This is a genomic window from Sphingobacterium deserti, from assembly GCF_000757725.1.
GTDB lineage: Bacteria > Bacteroidota > Bacteroidia > Sphingobacteriales > Sphingobacteriaceae > Sphingobacterium > Sphingobacterium deserti.
Window position 1 is genome coordinate 86,753 of sequence record NZ_JJMU01000032.1, and the last position, 19,769, is coordinate 106,521.

Sequence of the window (19,769 nt, forward strand, 5' to 3'; positions counted from 1 at the left end):
AAATGGCAAGATATACAGGACCTAAGTCCAAAATAGCTCGTAAATTCAGAGAACCAATTTTTGGACCTGATAAGGCATTAGAAAAAAAGAATTATCCTCCAGGACAACATGGTCCTTCTAAAAGAAGAGGTAAGCAATCTGAATATGCAATTCAGTTGTTAGAAAAACAAAAAGCGAAATACACTTACGGTGTGTTGGAGCGTCAATTCCGTACATTGTTCGGTAAAGCTTCTGCAAAACAAGGTATCACTGGTGAGAACTTCTTAAGATTATTGGAGGCTCGTTTAGATAACGTTGTTTACCGTTTAGGTATCGCGCCAACACGTTCAGGAGCACGTCAGTTGGTATCCCACAAGCATATTACAGTTAACGGCGAAGTTGTTAACATTCCATCATATAGCTTACGTCCTGGTGACGTAATCGCGGTTCGCGAGCGCTCGAAATCTCTAGAAGCGATTTCTACTTCTGTTGAAGGAAGAAAGATCAACAAATTCAATTGGTTAGAGTGGAATGCGAATGAATTACAAGGTACATTTGTTACTTTCCCTGAAAGAGCAGACATCCCTGAAAACATTAAAGAGAATTTAATCGTAGAGTTGTACTCTAAATAATAAGTAACTGAAGTAAGCGGAATTCTTCACAGAATTGCGCTTACTTTTGTTATGTTTTACGTTATTAATAAAAACTTTTAAAAAGAAATAAATGGCAATTTTAGCATTTCAAAGACCGGATAAAGTTATCATGCAAAAATCAACGGATTTTGATGGTACTTTCGAATTTCGTCCATTAGAGCCAGGTTTTGGTGTGACTATTGGTAATGCTTTGCGCCGTATTTTATTGTCCTCATTAGAAGGATATGCAATTACGTCGGTAAGGTTTTCAGGCGTTTCCCACGAATTCTCTACTATTAAAGGTGTTGTTGAAGATGTTACCGAGATCATTTTAAATTTGAAACAAGTTCGTTTCAAAAAGACTGGTGAGCAAGGTGATGCGGAGAAGATCTTTGTAGTGATCAATGGTCAGGAACAATTTAAAGCTGGTGACATTACTAAGTTTTCCAATAACTTTACAGTTCTAAATCCAGACATGGTAATCTGCAATATGGATACTGCAGTTACTATAGAGGTAGAGCTATCAGTTTCAAAAGGACGTGGTTATGTAAATGCTGAAGAAAATAAAGTTACTGATGGTCCTGTAGGTTTGATCGCTGTAGATTCAATCTATACACCTATTAAGAATGTAAAATATACTATAGAAAACTATCGTGTAGAACAAAAGACTGACTACGAGAAATTGTTGTTAGATATCTCTACTGATGGTTCTATTCATCCGGAAGAAGCCTTGAAAGAAGCTGCGAAGATCCTGATTCAACACTTTATGTTATTCTCTGATGAAAACATGTTGTTAGAATCACAAACCAAGGAAGAAACGAAGGTTGTTGACGAGGAAATCTTGCATATGCGCAAGATCTTGAAGACAGAGTTAGTGGATTTAGATCTTTCTGTTCGTGCTTTAAACTGCTTGAAAGCTGCTGATATCCGTACGTTAGCTGAATTGGTAACTTACGACGTAGCTGACATGTTGAAGTTCCGCAACTTCGGTAAGAAATCTTTAAGCGAGATCCAAGAATTGGTGAAGTCTAAAGGTCTATCATTCGGAATGAATTTGTCTAAGTACAAACTTGACGAAGAATAATAAGTAATTTATAAATAAAGCGACCTGTTGCGTAAATCCTCTGCAGTATTGAGTAATGCGTATGGAGTATAGAGTTTTTTTACTTTTTACTTTTTACTTTTTACTTTGATAAGAACGGTACGCACAAAACAAATTAGAAAATGAGACACGGAAAAAAAGTAAACCACTTAGGCCGCACTGACAGTCACCGTAAGGCGATGTTAGCTAATATGGCGACTTCATTGATCAAACACAAACGTATTACAACTACGTTGGCAAAAGCTAAAGCGTTACGTACGTACGTTGAGCCTTTGATCACGAAATCAAAAAACGATACAACGCATTCACGTCGTACTGTATTCTCTTACTTGAAAGATAAAGAAGCAGTAACGATCTTATTCCGCGAGATATCTGAAAAAGTAGCTACACGTCCAGGCGGGTACACACGTATCATCAAAATGGAAAACCGTTTAGGTGATAACGCAGAGATGGCTTTCGTAGAACTTGTTGATTACAACGAAGTTTACGGACAAACTGCTAAGACAGAGAAAAAAGCTACTCGTCGTCGCGGATCTGCGAAGAAGAAAGCTACGGAAGCACCTGAAGCAGCAGCTCCAACTGAAGAAGTAGCAGCTGACGCTAAAGCTGAAGAAGTTGCTCCAGCTGAAGAAGCTCCAGCAACGGAAGAGAAAAAAGAAGATTAATTTCTAGAAAGATCTTCCTCCAATATAATTAATCCTCGACTGCAAAGTCGGGGATTTTTTTATGGGTAGAGCCGCTATTTTGTTGCTTTTTCTTGGCTTATTCCCCTGCGTCTTACTTATATTTGTCTACGGGAGCATTACACTTCCTTCATATCTTATCGTAAATGGACTTATTTAATGTTTATCCTATCAATCCTATAAATATTGTACGCGCAGAAGGCTCTACAATATGGGATGTAGATGGTAATGAATACCTTGATCTGTACGGCGGGCATGCCGTAATTTCGATCGGTCATACGCACCCACGCTATGTGGAAGCGTTGACATCGCAGTTGAATAAAATCGGTTTTTACTCTAATTCGATTGAAATACCGATTCAAAAACAGCTGGCGCGACGATTGGGTGAAGTTTCTGGTAAGGTGGAATATACGCTGTTTTTATGTAACTCTGGAGCGGAGGCAAATGAAAATGCGCTGAAACTTGCTTCTTTTCACAATGGTAGGAAAAAGGTTGTTGCTTTTAGCAAGTCTTTCCACGGTCGTACTTCACTAGCTGTTGCAGCCACCGACAATCCAGCGATCGTAGCACCGGTAAACGCAACGGATAATATCGTGTTTCTTCCTTTTAACGACGAGGCCGCACTGCGACATACGTTCGCCACAATCGGTGATGAAATCTCCTCGGTTATTATTGAAGGTATACAGGGAGTGGGCGGTATTCGGGAAGCCTCTGCAGGATTTTTACGGTTAATCCGTCAATTGTGCGATCAACACCATAGTGTTTTTATTGCGGACTCTGTGCAATGTGGTTACGGTCGTACAGGCGATTTTTTCTCGCACGATTATGCCGGTGTTCAAGCCGATATTTACACGATGGCAAAGGGCATGGGCAATGGCTTCCCAATCGGGGGGATCGCCATCGCACCGCAATTTAAAGCATCATTCGGTTTATTAGGAACTACCTTTGGTGGCAATCATTTGGCTTGTGCCGCTGCAGTTGCAGTACTGGATGTTATCGAAAGCGAAAACCTGTTAGAGAATGCTCGTACTGTTGGAAATTACTTGATCCATGAGCTGAATAAATTTGACAAGGTTAAGGAGGTGCGTGGTCGAGGATTAATGATTGGTATAGAGTTGCCCGAAGAGCTAGCCCAAGTAAAGAAAGATCTGTTGATCAAGAACAAGATCTTTACTGGCGAGGCTAAGCCAAATGTAATTCGCATTCTTCCAGCTTTAAATATTACGAAGGAAATTGCAGACCGATTTTTAACGGCTCTTGACGAACGGTTGAAATAGACTTAAGTAGTGTGAATGGCGTATTGTGCGAAAGGTAGCCATGGTTTTCCGAGGCTTTATAGTAACATAAGGAACGGCAACGGCGATCGAAGCCTGATACATTAATCCAAATAGGGCAAGTGAACAACTTTATTGTTGTTGATATCATTTTCGACAACCATTGGATATGCGCTTTCAACTAAATAACAACAAAAAAACGAATAGTATAGAATAAATCATAAATAGCTGGTCGAACGTTTCAATACGCTTTACCTTCTGTTTTACACTTTATTAATATGAAAAAATTCTTTTCTGTAGCAGATGTAGATGATCTATCAATATTAGTTAAAGATGCATTAGCATTAAAGGCATCTCCCTACGCATTGAGAGATCTTGGTAAAAACAAAACTTTGGGTCTGGTTTTCCTGAATCCTAGCTTGCGGACTCGTCTAAGTACGCAAAAGGCAGCGATGAATTTGGGAATGGATGTGATGGTGATCAATATGGACAAGGATGGTTGGGCCCTTGAAACGCAGGACGGAGTCGTGATGAACGGTACTACTGTCGAGCACATCCGGGAAGCTGCCGCCGTGATGGGGGAGTATTGCGATATTTTGGGACTTCGGTCTTTCCCAAGCTTAAAAGATAAGGAGGCTGATTACACGGAAGACTTATTTAACAAATTCGTTAAGTTCTGTGCCGTACCCGTTGTTTCTTTGGAAAGCGCCACTCGGCATCCGTTGCAGAGTTTAACCGACCTCATCACCATTAGTGAGCATAAAAATGTCGAGAAGCCGAAGGTTGTCTTAGCTTGGGCACCTCATGTGAAAGCTCTTCCTCAAGCTGTTCCCAATTCTTTTTCAGAATGGATGTGCAAAGCACAAGAGCAAGGTCTTGTGGATTTCACCATAGCACATCCAATGGGTTATGAGTTGAGTGAAGAGTTCACCAAAGGAGCAAAGATTTCTGATAATCTAGAAGAAAGTCTTCAAGAAGCAGATTTTGTGTATGTGAAAAATTGGTCCTCTTTCGCGGAGTATGGCGAAGTTTACCCGGTTGCACAAAATTGGATGATGGATAATGAAAAGTTGAAGTTGACAAACAATGCAAAAGTTATGCACTGTTTGCCGGTGCGCCGTGATCTGGAACTCTCATCGGAGATCTTGGATGGCCCCAACTCGCTTGTCATTAAAGAAGCAAGCAATAGAGTTTGGGCTGCACAAGTGGTGTTAAAGCGCATGTTGGAAAAATTAAAATAAGTGAATAATATAGGCTAATCGATGGGAAGTGTGTTGAATGTGATAAAAATAGGAGGAAATGTAATTGATGATGAAGAACAATTACACATCTTTTTAGAGAAATTTGCGGCATTACAAGGGAAGAAAATACTCGTACACGGCGGTGGAAAGGTGGCTACACGAACTGCTGCTGGTTTGGGAATTGAAGCAAAGATGATTGATGGCAGGCGTGTCACCGATGCGCCGATGCTGGATATTGTAACGATGGTCTACGCAGGACTGACAAATAAGAAGATCGTATCGTTATTGCAAAAATTTGATTGTGATGCATTGGGCCTGAGTGGCGCGGATGGGAATTCAATTAAAGCGGTGAAGCGACCAGTAAGGGAGGTGGATTATGGCTATGTGGGCGATATTCTGGTTGATAGTGTAAATACGCTTAGCATTAAAAAGTTTCTTGAAGCAGGCTTCACGCCGGTTTTTTCTGCGATTACGCATAATGGCCTAGGCCAGCTGCTGAATACAAATGCAGATACTATCGCCTCTGCCCTGGCCGTTTCGCTTTCTAAGATATACGATACTCGTCTTATCTATTGTTTTGAAAAAGATGGCGTGCTACGTGATGTCAATGATGAGCGATCCGTAATCAAATCCATTAACCCCGACGAGTTTGAGGCATTAAAAAGTGCTGGTGTTATCTACGAGGGTATGATTCCAAAATTGGATAATGCTTTTCATGCTATTGGCAAAGGCGTTAAAAATGTATATATTGGTAATGCCTTAAACCTCCATTTATATCAACAGGGGGAATTTGGTACCTGTATGTTAGCAAAGTAATATCATGAGCAAAATAACAATAATCGGTAGCGGAAACATTGGTTTTTCTTTAGCCAAGGGTTTGGTAAAATCCGCGCAATATCTGCCTGCCGACATTACCTTGACGAGGCGAAGCGTCACAGCATTAAAAGAGGAAGCAAGCTTAGGCTTCATTACAAGTGACCAGAATGCCGTTGCGGTGTCTTCCGCAGATATTGTGGTGCTCGCTATTCTTCCCCAGCAGCTCAAGAAAGTGATGGAGGAAATTAAGACAACCGTGCGTGCTGGGCAAATCATCGTTTCCGTCGTTTCCGGTGTAAGTTGTGCTGATGTTAAAGCGGTTCTAGGAGAAGATATTCCTGTAGTTCGTGCAATGCCTAATACAGCCATAGCTATCGGCCAGTCGATGACGTGCATCGCAACAGATAGCGCAACAGAGGAACAAGTAGCTCGGGTAGAAGCTTTATTTGAATCCGTAGGATCGGTTGTGGTCATTCAAGAAGATTTAATGACATCTGCCACGGCACTATGTGCCTGCGGGATTGCCTTCTTTTTGCGGGCCATTCGCGCAGCTTCACAAGGCGGGGTAGAAATAGGGTTTCACGCTCATGATGCACTGAAGATGGCTGTGCAAACAGCGAAAGGTGCTGCTGATTTACTTTTGCAAACGCAAAATCATCCGGAAGGGGAGATTGATAAAGTTACCTCGCCTAAGGGATGTACCATTGCCGGGTTAAATGAAATGGAGCATAACGGATTTAGTTCAGCTTTTATTAAAGGTATCAAGCTTTCCGCAAAGAAAGCCGGAGGACTTTATAATGAATAAAATGATAGACACGCTGGTTGAAGCGAGTAGGGACCTGTTAAAAAAACTGATTGCAATTCCGTCGTACAGCCGCGAAGAATATGACACAGCAGATATGTTGTGTCATTTTTTTGATAGTCAGGGCGTAACTTACGAGCGAGTTGGCAACAATGTTTGGGCCTATAATTCTTTTTACGATTCGAATAAGCCGACCATACTACTCAACTCGCATCACGACACCGTAAAACCTAATGCGGGCTATACCCGAGACCCTTTTTTTGCAAGTGAAGAGGATGGTAAACTCTATGGGCTGGGTAGTAATGATGCTGGAGGATGTTTGGTATGTTTGATTGCTGCGTTTTTATATTATCACGAAAAGGCTGATCTCCAATACAACCTGTGCATATTAGCTTCGGCAGAGGAGGAGATATCTGGACGCAATGGGGTGGAAGAAGCATTGAAACATATACACCCGATCGCGTTTGCCATTGTGGGTGAGCCTACTTTATTAAATTTAGCTATCGCCGAGAAAGGGCTAATGGTATTAGATTGTGAATCCGAGGGGGTGGCTGGTCATGCCGCACGTGAAGAAGGAGAGAATGCAATTTACAAGGCTTTAGATGCTATTGATTGGTTCAGATCATACCAATTTTCAGAAACCTCTACATATCTTGGCCCTGTAAAGATGTCTGTTACGATGATAAGTGCTGGTTCCCAACATAACGTTGTGCCCGCATCCTGCAAATTCGTGGTCGACGTGCGTACCACGGATGCGTATAGCAACGAGCAAGTTTTGGACATCATACGTAAGCACGTGGAAGTGAAGGTCGAACCTCGATCCACACGTCTTAACCCCTCAACGATTGCGCTTAGCCACCCTATTGTGCAGTCTGGAATAAAGCTGGGTGCAGAACCTTATGGTAGTCCGACCATGAGTGATCAAGCATTAATTCCTGTACCGTCTTTGAAAGTCGGTCCGGGGGACTCTGCACGGTCGCACGCGGCTGATGAATATATTTATATTCGAGAAATAGAGGAGGGTGTTACTTTTTACATCAATATGCTCAAAAACATACTTTGAAAAGGAAGCCGACGATTAGACCGCCGGCTTTTGATTTTTAAAGCGTAATTTGTCTTTTGATGCTCTCTTCCAGGGAAATTATAGTTTCGGTGCGCTGAATCCCTGTCAATGCTTGAATATCTTCGTTCAAAACTTTGCGTAAATGTGCGGTGTCGCGACAAACGATCTTAGCGAACATACTATATTGCCCCGTGCAGTAGTGCAATTCTACCACCTCGCTGATAGTTTGTAGCTGTTTGACAGCATCTGAATACTGAGACCCCTTTTCCAGGTATATTCCTAAGAAGGCTGTAATATCAAACCCAACCTTTTGGGGGTTAATAATAAGTTCGGATCCCTTAATTATTCCCAGTTCTTCCATCTTTTTCATGCGTACATGGATGGTTCCGCCGGAAACTATAAGCTTTTTCGCTATTTCTGTGTATGGAATCGAGGCGTTTTCCATTAAAATAGACAAAATTTGGATATCTAAATTGTCTAAATCGTAATTTGAATACTTTTTATCCATGAAAATGGTTGTTTGTTTAAAAATATCTAAGTCTTTTTTGTAAAATAACTAAAAATCAAATAAAATTTGCAGAAAATCGGAATCTATTTTATATTTGTATTAACAAAACGGGAAAAATAAACAAGTTTTGTTAACATTAGCATGTTACTTCCCTCAAAATAACATAGGTTTATAATTGGTTAGCGTAGAAGCTCCTCGCCCGGGGAGCTTCTTCCTTTTTAAACCAATCATGTTAGAACCTCTTTTTTCTGCAAATTTTATTTTTTTTGTAAAAATAGTAAGTATATTTAGAATTCTATTTTATTTTTTAGCAATCAGCTGTCTTTTCATTGTAAATGTTTCATTTTTCAACCAAAAATCATCTGCTCGACGTTTTCGCTTGGCGAAGCGTTGGTTTCGCTGATAATAGGGTAGGTAGAAGGCCTGATATCGCCGCCGATTTATTAACTTTACTTGAAACGGATATTTTATGGAAATAGATGATGTAAAGATCTCGCGAAAGAAGCCGATGTATCCGGTGGGTGCAGGCCTTTTAAAATACCTCAGAATGTACCAGCGTGATGCTAAACTACCTTTAGCTTACAAAGACTTGTTAAATTTCACCGAAACGGTTCCCGTGATGGATAAGAATGGAAATGATACGTTTTGGGAAACACCGCTTTATCCTCCATACCTCCAAGACCAATTGTACGAAGGTCTTAAAGTGATTTATGCTATATTGAAAGCCTCTGGAAATACACGCATTGTCGAACACAAAATTATAGATCGAATAGAGTATTGCGCTTTTGGAAATACGCGCCCTTTCCGTGTGCGTATTATTAACCGGCTCAACGATGTGTATGACTATTTTTATATCAAGCAGGCTGATGCTTCGCGAATATATGGCCTAGAACTGGAGGAGATTTTATCTCCAAATCAAGTAAATTATTTGGCGGATAGAGATACGTTAGTAGAAGAGCATATCGTAGGCATTCCGGGAGATGTTTTTACCAAAGGGAATATCTCAAACCCCGATTATAATCAAACGCGCATCGCGAAGGAGTTCGTCAAGTTTAACGAACGCTGCATCATATCACTGCTAGGAGATATGCGCGCCTATAATTTTGTGATGCAAATCACGCCAGATTTCGACGATTTCCAATTCCGAATCCGCGCAATTGATTTCGATCAGCAATTTTATGAAGGCAATCCAAGGGTTTACATGCCACAATACTTTAAAGAAAACCTCCCTTACGTCAAGCTTGCTATGGAGCATCTTAATGATAAGACTGTGCTGCAGTATCAGCAAGAAGAGCGCTCATCCATCGTGCATCGCGTGCGGAGCGAACGCCACCGTATTAAGGATCTCCGTGATGCCTCTCAACAGCAACAGTTATCAACGGATGCAAACATTGCCATTTTACGGGAGGGTTATGCCTCTTTTTATGCTAACGATGCTTATTACAAGTGCCGAAGTATGACGGATATTGTAGAGCTGAATGTGAAGAATGTGATCCGGCAGGTGAAGCTTTAGCGGATGCGCTTTTCGTTATCTTTGACGAAGGCCTCCCAGCCAGTATAGCTTTTACTTTCGGTGCTCAGGCGCTGTTGGAATGCATGGCAAACGGCAACTGCCAGACCATCCGTAGCATCGAGAAACTGGGGTGTCTCATTGAATTTAAGAATCGTTTTTAGCATCGCCGCAACTTGTTCCTTACTAGCATTTCCACTCCCCGTGACAGATTGTTTTATCTTCCTTGGTGAATATTCAAATATAGGAATATCGAAATTTAAAGCGGCCGCCATCGCCACGCCTTGCGCTCTCCCAAGCTTCAGCATCACCTGTACATTCTTTCCATAGAATGGAGATTCCAACGCAACGCAATCGGGTTTGTACTCTTCGACTAATGCGGATGTTTTCTTGAAAATACGCTGCAGCTTTAATCCGTGGTCATCAAGATGACCCATTTTTACAACCCCTAAAGAAATAAGATCTACTTTTTGCCCAACTTGTTTTACGATTCCATACCCAAGTACTACTGTTCCCGGGTCGATGCCTAAAATAATCCGTTCCTTGGCCTTTTCTCTCTGCATACCGCAATATTACAATTATTAGCGGATATTTAAGCCTCTGAAAAGATAATAAGAGATCTGGAAAGCGCCGTTTCTGTTTGTCATAATGCCCATTGTTAACTTAAGATGTCGTTAAAAATTAGTAACATTGTGCTTTTATTTTGAGTACTTGACAAAACAACAGAAGAAATACCTGAATCTTTTCATAAAGCTCCTTATCGTAGGACTCGCCTGTTGGTTTATATTTACGAAGGTTTCTAATCAGAAAAACCTTGTAGAATTTCAAACGCTGCTACAAAGTACTCCCGCGTGGACAGTGCGTCTAACGTTAGGTGTCGTCGTGGTGATGATGCTTTTTAATTGGGCGATCGAAATCGTCAAGTGGAAATTCCTGAGTCGAAAGATCGAGCATATAAGTTGGTGGACAGCGGTCAAATCTGTCTTTTGCGGCTTAACCTGGGCCATTTTTACGCCAAATAGAATTGGTGAGTACGGCGGGCGTGTGCTACTTCTGCAACCGCAGAATAGGGCTACGGGCGCTGTGGCGATGGGCGTAGGGTTATTTGCACAACTGGTTCTGACAAGTTTTTTTGGCGCCTTAAGTATCGCTTGGTTTGTTTCAACCTATCTGCCAACTCCCACAGCTGTCAAATTTGGCATTTGGCTAATTGGGATCATTTATGCCGGCACGTTTTTAATTTTGTATTTCAACGTGCACTGGATAGATGCCATAGTCGGTCGATTCAAGTTTCTCCAAAAAATAAAGCCTTTTTTCTCTATTCTTGAAGACTTCAGTGTGCGCGAGCTCTGCCAGGTGCTCTTGCTTTCGTTAGCTCGGTTCTTCATTTTTACATCGCAATATATCGTGCTGATGTTCGTGTTTTTACCAGGTATGCCTTTCGCTGCTATGGTTTTCATGATTTTTATTCTGTTTTTTATCCAGTCTGCGGTACCTTCGTTAGATATCTTTGATTTCAGTGTGCGAAGTTTTGTGGCAAGTAATTTATATAGCTATATCACTACGCAAGAAATAGCCGTCATGGCCATCGTGTCGTGTATATGGTTTGTCAATTTGATCTTGCCGGCCATCGTAGGCTCAGTTTTCGTGTTTAATGTTAATTATGTCAATAGCCACAAGTCTTGATATCTTTCTGATCGTAACCACGGTTATATACACCATGCTCGTTCTGTATATGAGGCGGGGCTGGTTCCGTAATGCTTGGGTGCCGAGTAAACCAATGACGGTGCAAATTAGATCAAAGGTTTCTGTGTTAATTGCTGCAAGAAACGAAGAGGCAAATATCGTCCGCACCCTGGATTGCATAGTGAATCAAGCGTTCCCGAAAGACAAGTTGGAAATTATTGTTGTCGACGATCATTCTACAGATAGTACCGCATCGATTGTAGCCTCGTATGCCAGTCGCGGGGTAAAGCTTATTCAATTGAACGAAGGTGATAAACTAAATTCCTACAAGAAATTGGCGATTAGTAGGGCTATCGCTGAGGCGTCGGGAGATATAATCGTTACAACAGATGCAGACTGTCGGATGGGCATAGACTGGTTATCTACTGTTATCGGATATTTTGAGAAAACAGATGCCATGATGTTGTCTTCTCCGGTAGTATATTCTGAAGAAAAAAGCTATTTCGAGCGCCTACAAACCTTAGAATTTCTTTATTTGATAGGGTTGGGGGCCGCAGGAATCGGGAATGGACATCCTACCACATGCAATGGTGCAAATTTGGCCTATCGGCGTGATGCGTTTTATGCTATGGGGGGCTTTAATGGGATAGACAATGTGGCTTCTGGCGATGACGAGTTATTGCTACATAAAGTTGCTGAGCAACATGCAGATCGTGTTTGGTTTTGTAAGTCGCACTCGGCGATTGTGTACACTGATGCCAAACCTAACTTAGCATCTTTTATTAGCCAACGCCGACGTTGGGCTTCCAAAAGTACGAAATACAAAGATAAACGCGTTGTGGCATTAGGTGTAGCAATCTGGTTGTTTAACCTTGCACTTTTGGGGGGCGCAATACATTTTTTGGCGGATTTACCTAATGTGCATACCCTGTTTTTAGGAGCTATTGCATTGAAGCTATTCGGGGAATTCATTTTTATAGCACCACTGTGCCGTTTTGCAAAGCGCAGTAAGCTACTGTGGAACTTGCCACTGCTATCTTTTATCCATGCAGTATACCTCGTTTACATCGGCATAGCCGGCAATATCGGTAAATATCAGTGGAAAGGCAGGAAGGTGAATTAATTAGCCTTCTACTTTTGCACGCAAGATCTCTTCTGCTTTTTTGACAACTTCTTCTGCTGACAGGCCTGCTATGTCTATAGGATCTAACACTTCCCAACTCATGCGCGTAAACGGTCGTAAAGGAAACATCCCATAGGCTACCATTCGGTAAGACCCCTTGATCGCGATCGGAACCACTAACGCCTCCGGTACCTTTTTTAGTAATGTCGCTATGCCACCAATAGAAAAAGATTTCATCTTTCCTGTTCTTGTGCGCGTTCCCTCTGGAAAGATAAATGCAGACCAATTCTTATCCTTCATGTTTTCTGCAAGTTTTAGAATCTCTGATATGGACTGTTTCGGATCTTTTCTGTCGATATTTGCAGCACCGCCATGTATCAGGTTAAACGATATGCTGGGAATGCCCGCCTGAGCGAGTTCTATCTTTGAAATAAACTTCCCGTGAAATCGTCGTAAAAAATAAATCATCGGCGGGATATCGTAAGTGCTTTGGTGGTTTGCAATGAATATAATTGGTTTTCCAGAAGGTATGCTTTTATTATCAATAAATTTTGTGGGGTTAAAAAGCGTGTAATTGCATGCAACAAGAAGGCCATTGAGTATATCAACGCTTTTTTTGTGCATAGCATATCCGCCTACTTTAAGACATAGCCATTGTATAGGATGAAACAGCAAAAGTGCTACAGAAAAACTTAAGTAGAAGAGGGGGCTAAGGACAAATCCAATGAATTTTCTCATGTCAAAAATTTTGCAAATATACTATTATTCGAACGAATGTATAAAATGCGAGCGATTGATCTGCGCATTCCTTAAAGTTTGGTAGACAATTTGCTATTATTAGAAATACGTATAGTTAAGTGTTACCTGAAGAAATTAATGAATGAAATATAGTATACTCTTATTTGTATTGCTTTTAAGTTCCTGTTGGGGTTTTGGTCAAAAAATGGAAGGTAGTTGGAAAGGTGAGGTTGCTATTCAAGGAACTACGCTACCTATTATATTTCACCTTAAGGAAGGGAAAGATGGGAAATGGATAGGTGATATGGTGAGCCCTGCTCAGTCTTCCACGCGCGTGCCGTTTAGTAAGGTAAATGTCATTGGCGATTCGATCAATGTAGAGGTGCTGAAGATCGGTTTTGTTTTTTCTGGAAAGCTGCTTAAGGGAAAATTGGATGGCGTTTTTGAGCAGCGACAGTTCAAAGCGCCCCTGCTGATGCTTCCTTTTAAAGAGAAAGTTAAGAAGAGACCCCAAGAGCCGCATCCGCCTTACAGCTATGATACCCTTGATGTCTCGTTTACCAACCAGTTTGATAACGTCCGCTTGTCGGGCACATTGTCGTTTCCGCGAAATGCGGGGAAACATCCGGCTGTGATCTTAGTGACCGGTAGTGGCCCTCAAGATCGTGATGAAACTATCGAAGGGCACAAGCCATTTAAAGTAATTGCTGATTATCTGACAAAACGAGGTGTTGTTGTATTGCGCTATGACGAGCGCGGAGTTGGGAAGTCAAGTGGAAATTATACAACCAGCACCATCGGTGATTTCAGTAAGGATGCTATAGCGTCGCTCGAATTTCTTAAGAAACAAAAACAGGTAGATCCCAAACGGATTGGTATAATAGGGCATAGCGAAGGGGGGCTTATTGCACAACTTATCGCCGGGCAACGATCTGCAAATGTTAATTTCATTGCGTTACTTGCGGCCCCAACAATAGCCATCGATTCGTTGATGGTTTTACAGGCCTACGAAATAGGCCGTGTACAAGGACTGTCCGAAGCAGAATTGACGCGCGCCAAAAAAATTAATAGACGTAATTTCGCCATAGTGAAAAGCGATGCTAAAGATGAACAAGCTTACAAACAGATCTTGGAAAATATGGCGCCAGTGTTTCCTAAACCTAGCCAACAGCAAGAGAATGAGCTCAAAATGCTACTGCTTCCTTCGTATCGCTATTTCATGCGCATAGAACCTGTGCCCTTTATTAAAAAGATAGCAGTGCCCGTTTTTGCCGTGTTTGGAACGAAAGATCTTCAAGTGCCATTTGCCCCAAATTTAGAAAGCCTCTCGGATAACCTTCCAAAACGGGCAGGACATTTTTTGAAAGCCTATGAGGGACTTAATCATCTTTTTCAACAAAGCAAAACGGGTGCGCCTATGGAATATGGTGATTTGGAAGAAACATTCAGCGACGTGGTTCTTAAGGATTTGGCCGCTTGGATTCTAGATAGATAGCCTTTTAAACACACTATCGTATCCGAGTTTTATGGCGTGGTGCTTGCTACAGGCAATACTTTTCCGTTATAATATTTATGTCCGTTCTCGGCAAATTCTGCTACATATCTCCCCATCTCAAAAGCAAGCGTGCTCGCCTCAACGCCCGGAAAAGCGGCCTCGAACATTTCTGTTTGTGCAGATCCTAAAGCCAGGCAATTTACGCTTATCCCCTGCGGCTTAAGCTCCTCTGCCAAGCATTCTGTCAATACAGAGATGGCGCCCTTACTCGCGGAGTATGCGGATAGGCCAGCAAATTTAGACGATCCCTGAAAACCACCCATGCTTCCGATATTAACAATATGACTACCATATTTCATCAAAGGTGCGACGTGTTTTATCATATTTACAGTGCCCAGCAAGTTCGTTTGCACTACTTGAGCAAATTCTTCCACACTTGTGTCTAGGAAAGCTTTATTTAAAAGTACACCGGCATTATTGATCAAAATATCTACGGAATCGAACTTAGATTTGATGTAAGGAACCAATGATCCTAGGTAATCATCATAGACAATATCAAATTTCGCAGGATAGAGTTTCCCCCCATCCGGATTTAGGGAAGAGGATATTTCGTGTAATTTTCGTAGCTTATCTTCCGACCTTGCTAAGGCGATGACATTGTTACTTTTATTTGCTGTTAGATCTAATACCGCTTCGAACCCGATGCCACTGCTTGCTCCTGTAATGATTATATTCGCCATATTGATTATTCTTCTTTATTTAATTCTTGTTCGATTTCATCTGCTGATGGCAGTTTTTCTGCTCCCAAACGCTGGGGTCTTACAATATAATAAATTCCTGATGAGGCTACCAAAAGAGAAATCACATAGAACGTTAAACTGATCAGCACCGCGAGATGCTCATTCAATTGAAAATATTCTGCGCCGAAAGTCATCAACGACTCGCGAAGACCTACCCCTCCCAGAATGGATGGTACTATAGCAACCAGGGACGACAATAGGAATATCAATAGATAGGGTGAAAACTTCCCATCGAAATTCAGGGCGTATAAGATGGATATAGCACTTAGTGTTTGTAGTCCCTGTACAGCGAGTGCCTTAACATGTGTGATGAGAAATTTTGAAAAAAATGGTCTAAAGAATAGGTGTAGAAAGTACAAATAGCTGGCTGTACCGATGAGCAATACACTAATAGTTACTGAATTGGGGATGGCCAGCCTTGGCATAAAGATCACTAAGCATCCTGTAATTATAGTCAGCGCCCATAAACCACTTAGCCGGTCGAAAAAGACCGCGCTTAAGATCTTTCTCCCTTGTATATCGTAATTCTTTTTCAGGAAGTATATTTTATAGCCATCGCCACCAATACCCCCTGGAAGGAAAAAGTTGTAGAGCAATCCCAGCTGGTACAATCTGAAGTTATAGCGTTCGCTTAGGTTTAGGCCGATTACACTTAGAAAACTATTCAAACGCGATGAAGCAATTATTTGCGAACAAACGTAGCTGAGCAATGCCAATAGAAGATATAATACATTACAGTCTTGCAAGGCATTTCCAAGGTCTTTAAAGGAGATTTTTTGAGATACCCAGAATAAGGCTCCCACGGTAATGATGACTTTAAATATATTTTTTAGTATTGACCAGTATTTTTGTTTGCCCATGATTAGCTGTTTGTCTTATTAAGTGGAATACACATAATAAAGCATGTTTTTAATTAAACATAGTTAACACTCGTGAATAAAATAGAACAAGATATAAACATACAAAAACACCTGAGAGTGTTAGCAACCAATTATATTCTATTTTCGCATACTTGTTGCGCAGGACCACAATCAAAATAGCGATGAATGAAAGTACGAGTAAAACCGGAGCAGCAATCGACCATAGATTTGGAAAGGAAATTTGCGATGCCATCGCTTCAGGTCTTGTGAAATACAAAATAATTGGCAGCGCAATAAGTATAACGGTTATCCGCAAAATCGCCTTTGCTAGTATTTTGCTTATGGTATGATTTTTGGATGATGTCATCGACGCAAATTTTTATATTTGCGAATATAGTCAAAAATAAAAAACTAAATTTTACATTATGCGAAAACATATCCTATCTGTATTGGCCACGTTAGCGATCGTTTTATTGTTGGGCTCTTGTGGAGCACAACGAAAATCAACTTCTACAGGTGCAGGAACATCAACTGCTGCAGGTGCTAGTGGTCCTTCGGCCGGACAATGGCGTAGCGGTTTGAAAGGTAAGTGGGTTTTAAATTCCGTGGATAGAGAAGATATTCCTGCTGCATATACCATCAAAAATATCTTCGATGAAGCACCTGTGGATTGTTTTATCGGCAGTGTTTGGAATTTGCCCGGCGGAAATTACCGTGGTACTATCACCTTCAATGCAGCAGGCACTTTGTGTGCCGATGGAGCAGTCCGCACAATTGTTTGGTCCGTTTTCGACGGTAAAAGCAATGCCGAATACCCACAGTTTCAATTTAAAAAGATTTATTCCGGAGAAAAAGCATCTAATGTAACTTCAGGCTATAGATTGAACCTTTCTTATTCTGATGGCCAATCTTTAGTAATGCGTATGCCGATTCCCTTAGATAACGGTACCGGATTTCTTGTGCTTAACTTTAGCAGAATACAAGACTAAGTTTTAAAGCAGCCACGGCACTTCGCCGTGGCTTTCTTATTTCCCTTTCCAAAAAAGACATATTAGGGAAACACGTAAATATTTTTATTTTTGCGTATTGTTTTTGAGAATATGAATGCAATCACACCAAAAGTGGCGTTTGTTACCGGTATCACCGGGCAAGACGGCGCTTACCTTGCTGAGTTCCTTTTAAAAAAAGGCTATATTGTTCACGGCCTTAAAAGGCGGTCATCTTCGTTTAATACTGATCGAATTGACCATCTTTACCAAGATCCGCATACAAGTCAGCGGAATTTTATACTCCATTATGGAGACCTGACAGACTCTACCAATCTCATCCGTATTATCCAAGAAGTTCAGCCAGACGAAATTTATAATCTGGCCGCGCAATCTCATGTAAAAGTAAGTTTCGATACACCTGAATATACGGCTAATGCAGACGGCATAGGTACATTGCGTATTCTTGATGCAGTTAGGTTGTTAGGTTTGACGCAAAAGACAAAAGTATACCAGGCATCTACCTCCGAGTTGTATGGGTTGGTGCAAGCGGTTCCTCAAAGTGAGAGCACACCATTTTATCCGAGAAGCCCTTATGCTGTAGCGAAAATGTATGGCTATTGGATTACCGTAAACTACCGCGAAGCCTACCAAATGTATGCATGTAATGGTATTCTTTTCAATCATGAAAGCCCTGTACGTGGCGAAACATTTGTAACACGAAAAATTACGCGCGCTGTTGCAAAGATCGCATTAGGACTACAAGATCGTCTATTTCTAGGCAATTTATCAGCCCAAAGAGATTGGGGGCACGCGAAAGATTATGTAGAAGCTATGTGGTTGATATTGCAACAACCTGCTCCAGAAGATTACGTCATCGCTACGGGTGTCACCACCACTGTACGTGACTTTGTCAGAATGGCTTTCGCCGAATTAGGCATAGAGGTTGAGTTTAGCGGAAAGGATGCCGCAGAACGAGGCGTCATCATTGATCGTGATGAAGAAGTACTGAAACGCCTCGAGATTCCTGTCGAGCATATCAAAATAGGGCAGACCGTTGTTAAGGTCGACCCGCAATATTTCCGACCAACTGAAGTAGATTTGTTGATAGGTGACCCTAGCAAAGCAAAGACTAAATTAGGATGGGAGCCGAAATTCACATTGCCTATGCTTGTCAAAGATATGATCACGAATGATCTGCACCTGATGCGTAAAGAAGAATATTTACGTAAAGGTGGTTTTAAAAGTTTAAATTACTTTGAGTAACATCTTAATGTCCTAAAATCGAATTGGAATAATTTTTGTTATTTCCAATCACTAGGCGATAATAACGTTACTTTGCCCCACATAGGTCTAAATAATAATGCAAAAGCAAGAGGATATTGAGAAGGTAGAAACGTATAGCTCCGATAAGACAAATCTAGAACAAGCACCGAAAAGAAATAATTCCAAGATCTATTTCTTTTTGATAGCCATATCGGCGTTGTTAGCGACGAATATCTATTTCTATGTAAAGTTTAAATCATCCGGCGAGAAGCTGTATACGATGGCTATTCAGAAGCAAGATCTTCAGATAGAGATTGATCGTATTGAAGCGGAATTGGATAATCTCGTTACGCTAAAGGGGCAAGAAGCCTTGGATGAATCGCTCGAAGCATCAGAAGACCGCGCGAGGGAAGCAATTAGTGGATTACGTCAAAAATTAGAAGAACAAACGATAACAGAAGAAGATATCTCTCTAGCTAAACAAGAAGTTTCACGTTTGAAAGGGAGTGTGTCTGATCTACGGATCAATCTCAACGAGTTGAAAGTAAAAAATGAACTCTTGCAACGCGAGAACCACGACCTAAATATCCAAATTACGTCGAGCGACAAAAGGCTTAATGCGCTATCCAAAGAAAATACGCAGTTAAAAGATAAGGTTACTGTTGCTGCTGGCTTAAAAGTATCAAATATCCATGTCAACGGTGTTTCAATTTCCAAAAGAGGCAGCATAGAAATCGAAAGCAAGGCACGCCGCGTAGATCAACTGCAAGTTTTATTCTCCCTCGCCGATAATTCGTTAGCGAAAGGGGGCAATAAAGAAGTCTTTGTTCGTGTGGTTGACCCGTCTGGAAATCTCTTCGGAGACGCCAACAGCTTATTCTATGTACATGGAGAAAAACTCCAGTACACCTTTAAGGAAACTATAAACTTCACGAATAATGGCGAAGAATATCAGTTTTTATGGCCGCTTGATAAGTTTAAAAAAGGAGCGTATACCGTGCTACTTTATCATGATAATGCAATCATGGGTCGAGCCGGAGTAGTACTGAAATAGTTGATCCTCGCTGTTTATTGAACAGACATATCCCATTAAATTGTAGTTTTTTACGCCCTTCTAGGTTACTCTCTACCTATCAGCCTGTTTGAGGGCGATAGGATGCTAAAATCTTTTCATTGTTATAAGGCGCAGATTGTTATCCATCTAG

Annotated in this window: 20 protein-coding genes; 15 read left to right on the plus strand and 5 right to left on the minus strand. The window is 41.3% G+C overall.

Annotation, left to right across the window (positions count from 1 at the left end; all coding sequences use genetic code 11):
- Positions 1 to 2 precede the first annotated feature (2 nt).
- The 8 genes from rpsD to DI53_RS10870 all read left to right on the plus strand — a co-directional run bounded on the left by rpsD (position 3) and on the right by DI53_RS10870 (position 7,592).
- Complete coding sequence (gene rpsD, locus DI53_RS10835) at positions 3 to 611, plus strand: 30S ribosomal protein S4 (RefSeq protein ID WP_037498984.1); 609 nt, start codon at positions 3 to 5, stop codon at positions 609 to 611.
- A gap of 91 nt (positions 612 to 702) precedes the next feature.
- A complete protein-coding gene (locus tag DI53_RS10840) occupies positions 703 to 1,695 on the plus strand; it encodes a DNA-directed RNA polymerase subunit alpha (protein WP_037498987.1) in 993 nt (330 codons plus the stop codon).
- 140 nt (positions 1,696 to 1,835) lie between these two features.
- A complete protein-coding gene (gene rplQ, locus DI53_RS10845) occupies positions 1,836 to 2,378 on the plus strand; it encodes a 50S ribosomal protein L17 (protein ID WP_037498990.1) in 543 nt (180 codons plus the stop codon).
- A 164-nt stretch (positions 2,379 to 2,542) separates the two neighbouring features.
- Complete coding sequence (locus tag DI53_RS10850) at positions 2,543 to 3,673, plus strand: aspartate aminotransferase family protein (protein WP_037498992.1); 1,131 nt, start codon at positions 2,543 to 2,545, stop codon at positions 3,671 to 3,673.
- A 275-nt stretch (positions 3,674 to 3,948) separates the two neighbouring features.
- A complete protein-coding gene (locus DI53_RS10855; protein WP_037498995.1) occupies positions 3,949 to 4,911 on the plus strand; it encodes a Rossmann-fold NAD(P)-binding domain-containing protein in 963 nt (320 codons plus the stop codon).
- A gap of 21 nt (positions 4,912 to 4,932) precedes the next feature.
- Positions 4,933 to 5,727: an acetylglutamate kinase gene (argB, locus tag DI53_RS10860; protein WP_037498998.1), complete on the plus strand. Its 795-nt coding sequence runs from the start codon at positions 4,933 to 4,935 to the stop codon at positions 5,725 to 5,727.
- 4 nt (positions 5,728 to 5,731) lie between these two features.
- Positions 5,732 to 6,532: a pyrroline-5-carboxylate reductase gene (gene proC, locus DI53_RS10865; protein WP_037499001.1), complete on the plus strand. Its 801-nt coding sequence runs from the start codon at positions 5,732 to 5,734 to the stop codon at positions 6,530 to 6,532.
- Positions 6,525 to 7,592 (plus strand): M20 family metallo-hydrolase, encoded by a 1,068-nt coding sequence (locus DI53_RS10870; RefSeq protein ID WP_206538024.1) that lies wholly within the window; start codon positions 6,525 to 6,527, stop codon positions 7,590 to 7,592. Before proC ends, DI53_RS10870 begins: the two co-directional genes overlap by 8 nt.
- Before the next feature lie 37 nt (positions 7,593 to 7,629).
- On the opposite strand, the gene DI53_RS10875 is transcribed toward DI53_RS10870, so the two are convergent.
- Positions 7,630 to 8,100 (minus strand): Lrp/AsnC ligand binding domain-containing protein, encoded by a 471-nt coding sequence (locus DI53_RS10875; RefSeq protein WP_037499004.1) that lies wholly within the window; start codon positions 8,098 to 8,100, stop codon positions 7,630 to 7,632.
- 469 nt (positions 8,101 to 8,569) lie between these two features.
- Here DI53_RS10875 and DI53_RS10880 point away from each other — a divergent pair, with 469 nt between their 5' ends.
- A complete protein-coding gene (locus tag DI53_RS10880; protein ID WP_037499007.1) occupies positions 8,570 to 9,613 on the plus strand; it encodes a hypothetical protein in 1,044 nt (347 codons plus the stop codon).
- On the opposite strand, the gene ruvC is transcribed toward DI53_RS10880, so the two are convergent.
- On the minus strand, positions 9,610 to 10,173 hold the full coding sequence (gene ruvC, locus DI53_RS10885) for a crossover junction endodeoxyribonuclease RuvC (RefSeq protein ID WP_037499011.1): 564 nt from the start codon (positions 10,171 to 10,173) through the stop codon (positions 9,610 to 9,612). The two genes, DI53_RS10880 and ruvC, sit on opposite strands and share 4 nt — an antisense overlap.
- 148 nt (positions 10,174 to 10,321) lie before the next feature.
- On the opposite strand from ruvC, the gene DI53_RS10890 reads away from it, so the two are divergent.
- Positions 10,322 to 11,296, plus strand: coding sequence for a lysylphosphatidylglycerol synthase domain-containing protein (locus DI53_RS10890; protein ID WP_037499013.1), 975 nt, complete (start codon positions 10,322 to 10,324; stop codon positions 11,294 to 11,296).
- Positions 11,274 to 12,419 (plus strand): glycosyltransferase, encoded by a 1,146-nt coding sequence (locus DI53_RS10895; RefSeq protein WP_052072343.1) that lies wholly within the window; start codon positions 11,274 to 11,276, stop codon positions 12,417 to 12,419. Before DI53_RS10890 ends, DI53_RS10895 begins: the two co-directional genes overlap by 23 nt.
- Here the strand turns inward: DI53_RS10895 and DI53_RS10900 are convergent, their stop codons facing one another.
- Positions 12,420 to 13,157 carry a lysophospholipid acyltransferase family protein gene (locus DI53_RS10900; protein ID WP_037499016.1) on the minus strand — a complete coding sequence of 246 codons (738 nt, stop codon included), beginning with the start codon at positions 13,155 to 13,157 and terminating at the stop codon, positions 12,420 to 12,422. It abuts the gene before it with no gap.
- A gap of 142 nt (positions 13,158 to 13,299) precedes the next feature.
- On the opposite strand from DI53_RS10900, the gene DI53_RS10905 reads away from it, so the two are divergent.
- Complete coding sequence (locus tag DI53_RS10905) at positions 13,300 to 14,652, plus strand: alpha/beta hydrolase family protein (protein WP_037499021.1); 1,353 nt, start codon at positions 13,300 to 13,302, stop codon at positions 14,650 to 14,652.
- A 29-nt stretch (positions 14,653 to 14,681) separates the two neighbouring features.
- On the opposite strand, the gene DI53_RS10910 is transcribed toward DI53_RS10905, so the two are convergent.
- Complete coding sequence (locus DI53_RS10910; RefSeq protein ID WP_037499024.1) at positions 14,682 to 15,392, minus strand: SDR family NAD(P)-dependent oxidoreductase; 711 nt, start codon at positions 15,390 to 15,392, stop codon at positions 14,682 to 14,684.
- Between the two features lie 5 nt (positions 15,393 to 15,397).
- Complete coding sequence (locus DI53_RS10915; RefSeq protein ID WP_037499027.1) at positions 15,398 to 16,312, minus strand: lysylphosphatidylglycerol synthase transmembrane domain-containing protein; 915 nt, start codon at positions 16,310 to 16,312, stop codon at positions 15,398 to 15,400.
- Positions 16,313 to 16,737: 425 nt separating this feature from the next.
- Between DI53_RS10915 and DI53_RS10920 the strand changes: the two genes are divergently transcribed.
- The 3 genes from DI53_RS10920 to DI53_RS10930 all read left to right on the plus strand — a co-directional run bounded on the left by DI53_RS10920 (position 16,738) and on the right by DI53_RS10930 (position 19,618).
- Positions 16,738 to 17,301 (plus strand): hypothetical protein, encoded by a 564-nt coding sequence (locus DI53_RS10920; RefSeq protein WP_037499030.1) that lies wholly within the window; start codon positions 16,738 to 16,740, stop codon positions 17,299 to 17,301.
- A gap of 111 nt (positions 17,302 to 17,412) precedes the next feature.
- Positions 17,413 to 18,564: a GDP-mannose 4,6-dehydratase gene (gene gmd / locus DI53_RS10925; protein ID WP_037499033.1), complete on the plus strand. Its 1,152-nt coding sequence runs from the start codon at positions 17,413 to 17,415 to the stop codon at positions 18,562 to 18,564.
- 97 nt (positions 18,565 to 18,661) lie between these two features.
- Positions 18,662 to 19,618, plus strand: coding sequence for a hypothetical protein (locus tag DI53_RS10930; RefSeq protein ID WP_037499036.1), 957 nt, complete (start codon positions 18,662 to 18,664; stop codon positions 19,616 to 19,618).
- The last annotated feature ends 151 nt before the right edge of the window (positions 19,619 to 19,769 follow it).

Bases quoted from the DNA above. Each gene is read 5' to 3' on its own strand.
- DI53_RS10875 (WP_037499004.1), bottom strand. From the start codon at position 8,100: ATGGATAAAAAGTATTCAAATTACGATTTAGACAATTTAGATATCCAA.
- DI53_RS10880 (WP_037499007.1), top strand. From the start codon at position 8,570: ATGGAAATAGATGATGTAAAGATCTCGCGAAAGAAGCCGATGTATCCG.
- gmd (WP_037499033.1), top strand. From the start codon at position 17,413: ATGAATGCAATCACACCAAAAGTGGCGTTTGTTACCGGTATCACCGGG.
- argB (WP_037498998.1), top strand. From the start codon at position 4,933: ATGGGAAGTGTGTTGAATGTGATAAAAATAGGAGGAAATGTAATTGAT.
- DI53_RS10920 (WP_037499030.1), top strand. From the start codon at position 16,738: ATGCGAAAACATATCCTATCTGTATTGGCCACGTTAGCGATCGTTTTA.
- DI53_RS10850 (WP_037498992.1), top strand. From the start codon at position 2,543: ATGGACTTATTTAATGTTTATCCTATCAATCCTATAAATATTGTACGC.
- DI53_RS10840 (WP_037498987.1), top strand. From the start codon at position 703: ATGGCAATTTTAGCATTTCAAAGACCGGATAAAGTTATCATGCAAAAA.
- DI53_RS10930 (WP_037499036.1), top strand. From the start codon at position 18,662: ATGCAAAAGCAAGAGGATATTGAGAAGGTAGAAACGTATAGCTCCGAT.
- DI53_RS10910 (WP_037499024.1), bottom strand. From the start codon at position 15,392: ATGGCGAATATAATCATTACAGGAGCAAGCAGTGGCATCGGGTTCGAA.
- ruvC (WP_037499011.1), bottom strand. From the start codon at position 10,173: ATGCAGAGAGAAAAGGCCAAGGAACGGATTATTTTAGGCATCGACCCG.
- rpsD (WP_037498984.1), top strand. From the start codon at position 3: ATGGCAAGATATACAGGACCTAAGTCCAAAATAGCTCGTAAATTCAGA.
- rplQ (WP_037498990.1), top strand. From the start codon at position 1,836: ATGAGACACGGAAAAAAAGTAAACCACTTAGGCCGCACTGACAGTCAC.
- DI53_RS10855 (WP_037498995.1), top strand. From the start codon at position 3,949: ATGAAAAAATTCTTTTCTGTAGCAGATGTAGATGATCTATCAATATTA.
- DI53_RS10905 (WP_037499021.1), top strand. From the start codon at position 13,300: ATGAAATATAGTATACTCTTATTTGTATTGCTTTTAAGTTCCTGTTGG.
- DI53_RS10870 (WP_206538024.1), top strand. From the start codon at position 6,525: ATGAATAAAATGATAGACACGCTGGTTGAAGCGAGTAGGGACCTGTTA.
- proC (WP_037499001.1), top strand. From the start codon at position 5,732: ATGAGCAAAATAACAATAATCGGTAGCGGAAACATTGGTTTTTCTTTA.
- DI53_RS10915 (WP_037499027.1), bottom strand. From the start codon at position 16,312: ATGGGCAAACAAAAATACTGGTCAATACTAAAAAATATATTTAAAGTC.
- DI53_RS10900 (WP_037499016.1), bottom strand. From the start codon at position 13,157: ATGAGAAAATTCATTGGATTTGTCCTTAGCCCCCTCTTCTACTTAAGT.
- DI53_RS10895 (WP_052072343.1), top strand. From the start codon at position 11,274: ATGTCAATAGCCACAAGTCTTGATATCTTTCTGATCGTAACCACGGTT.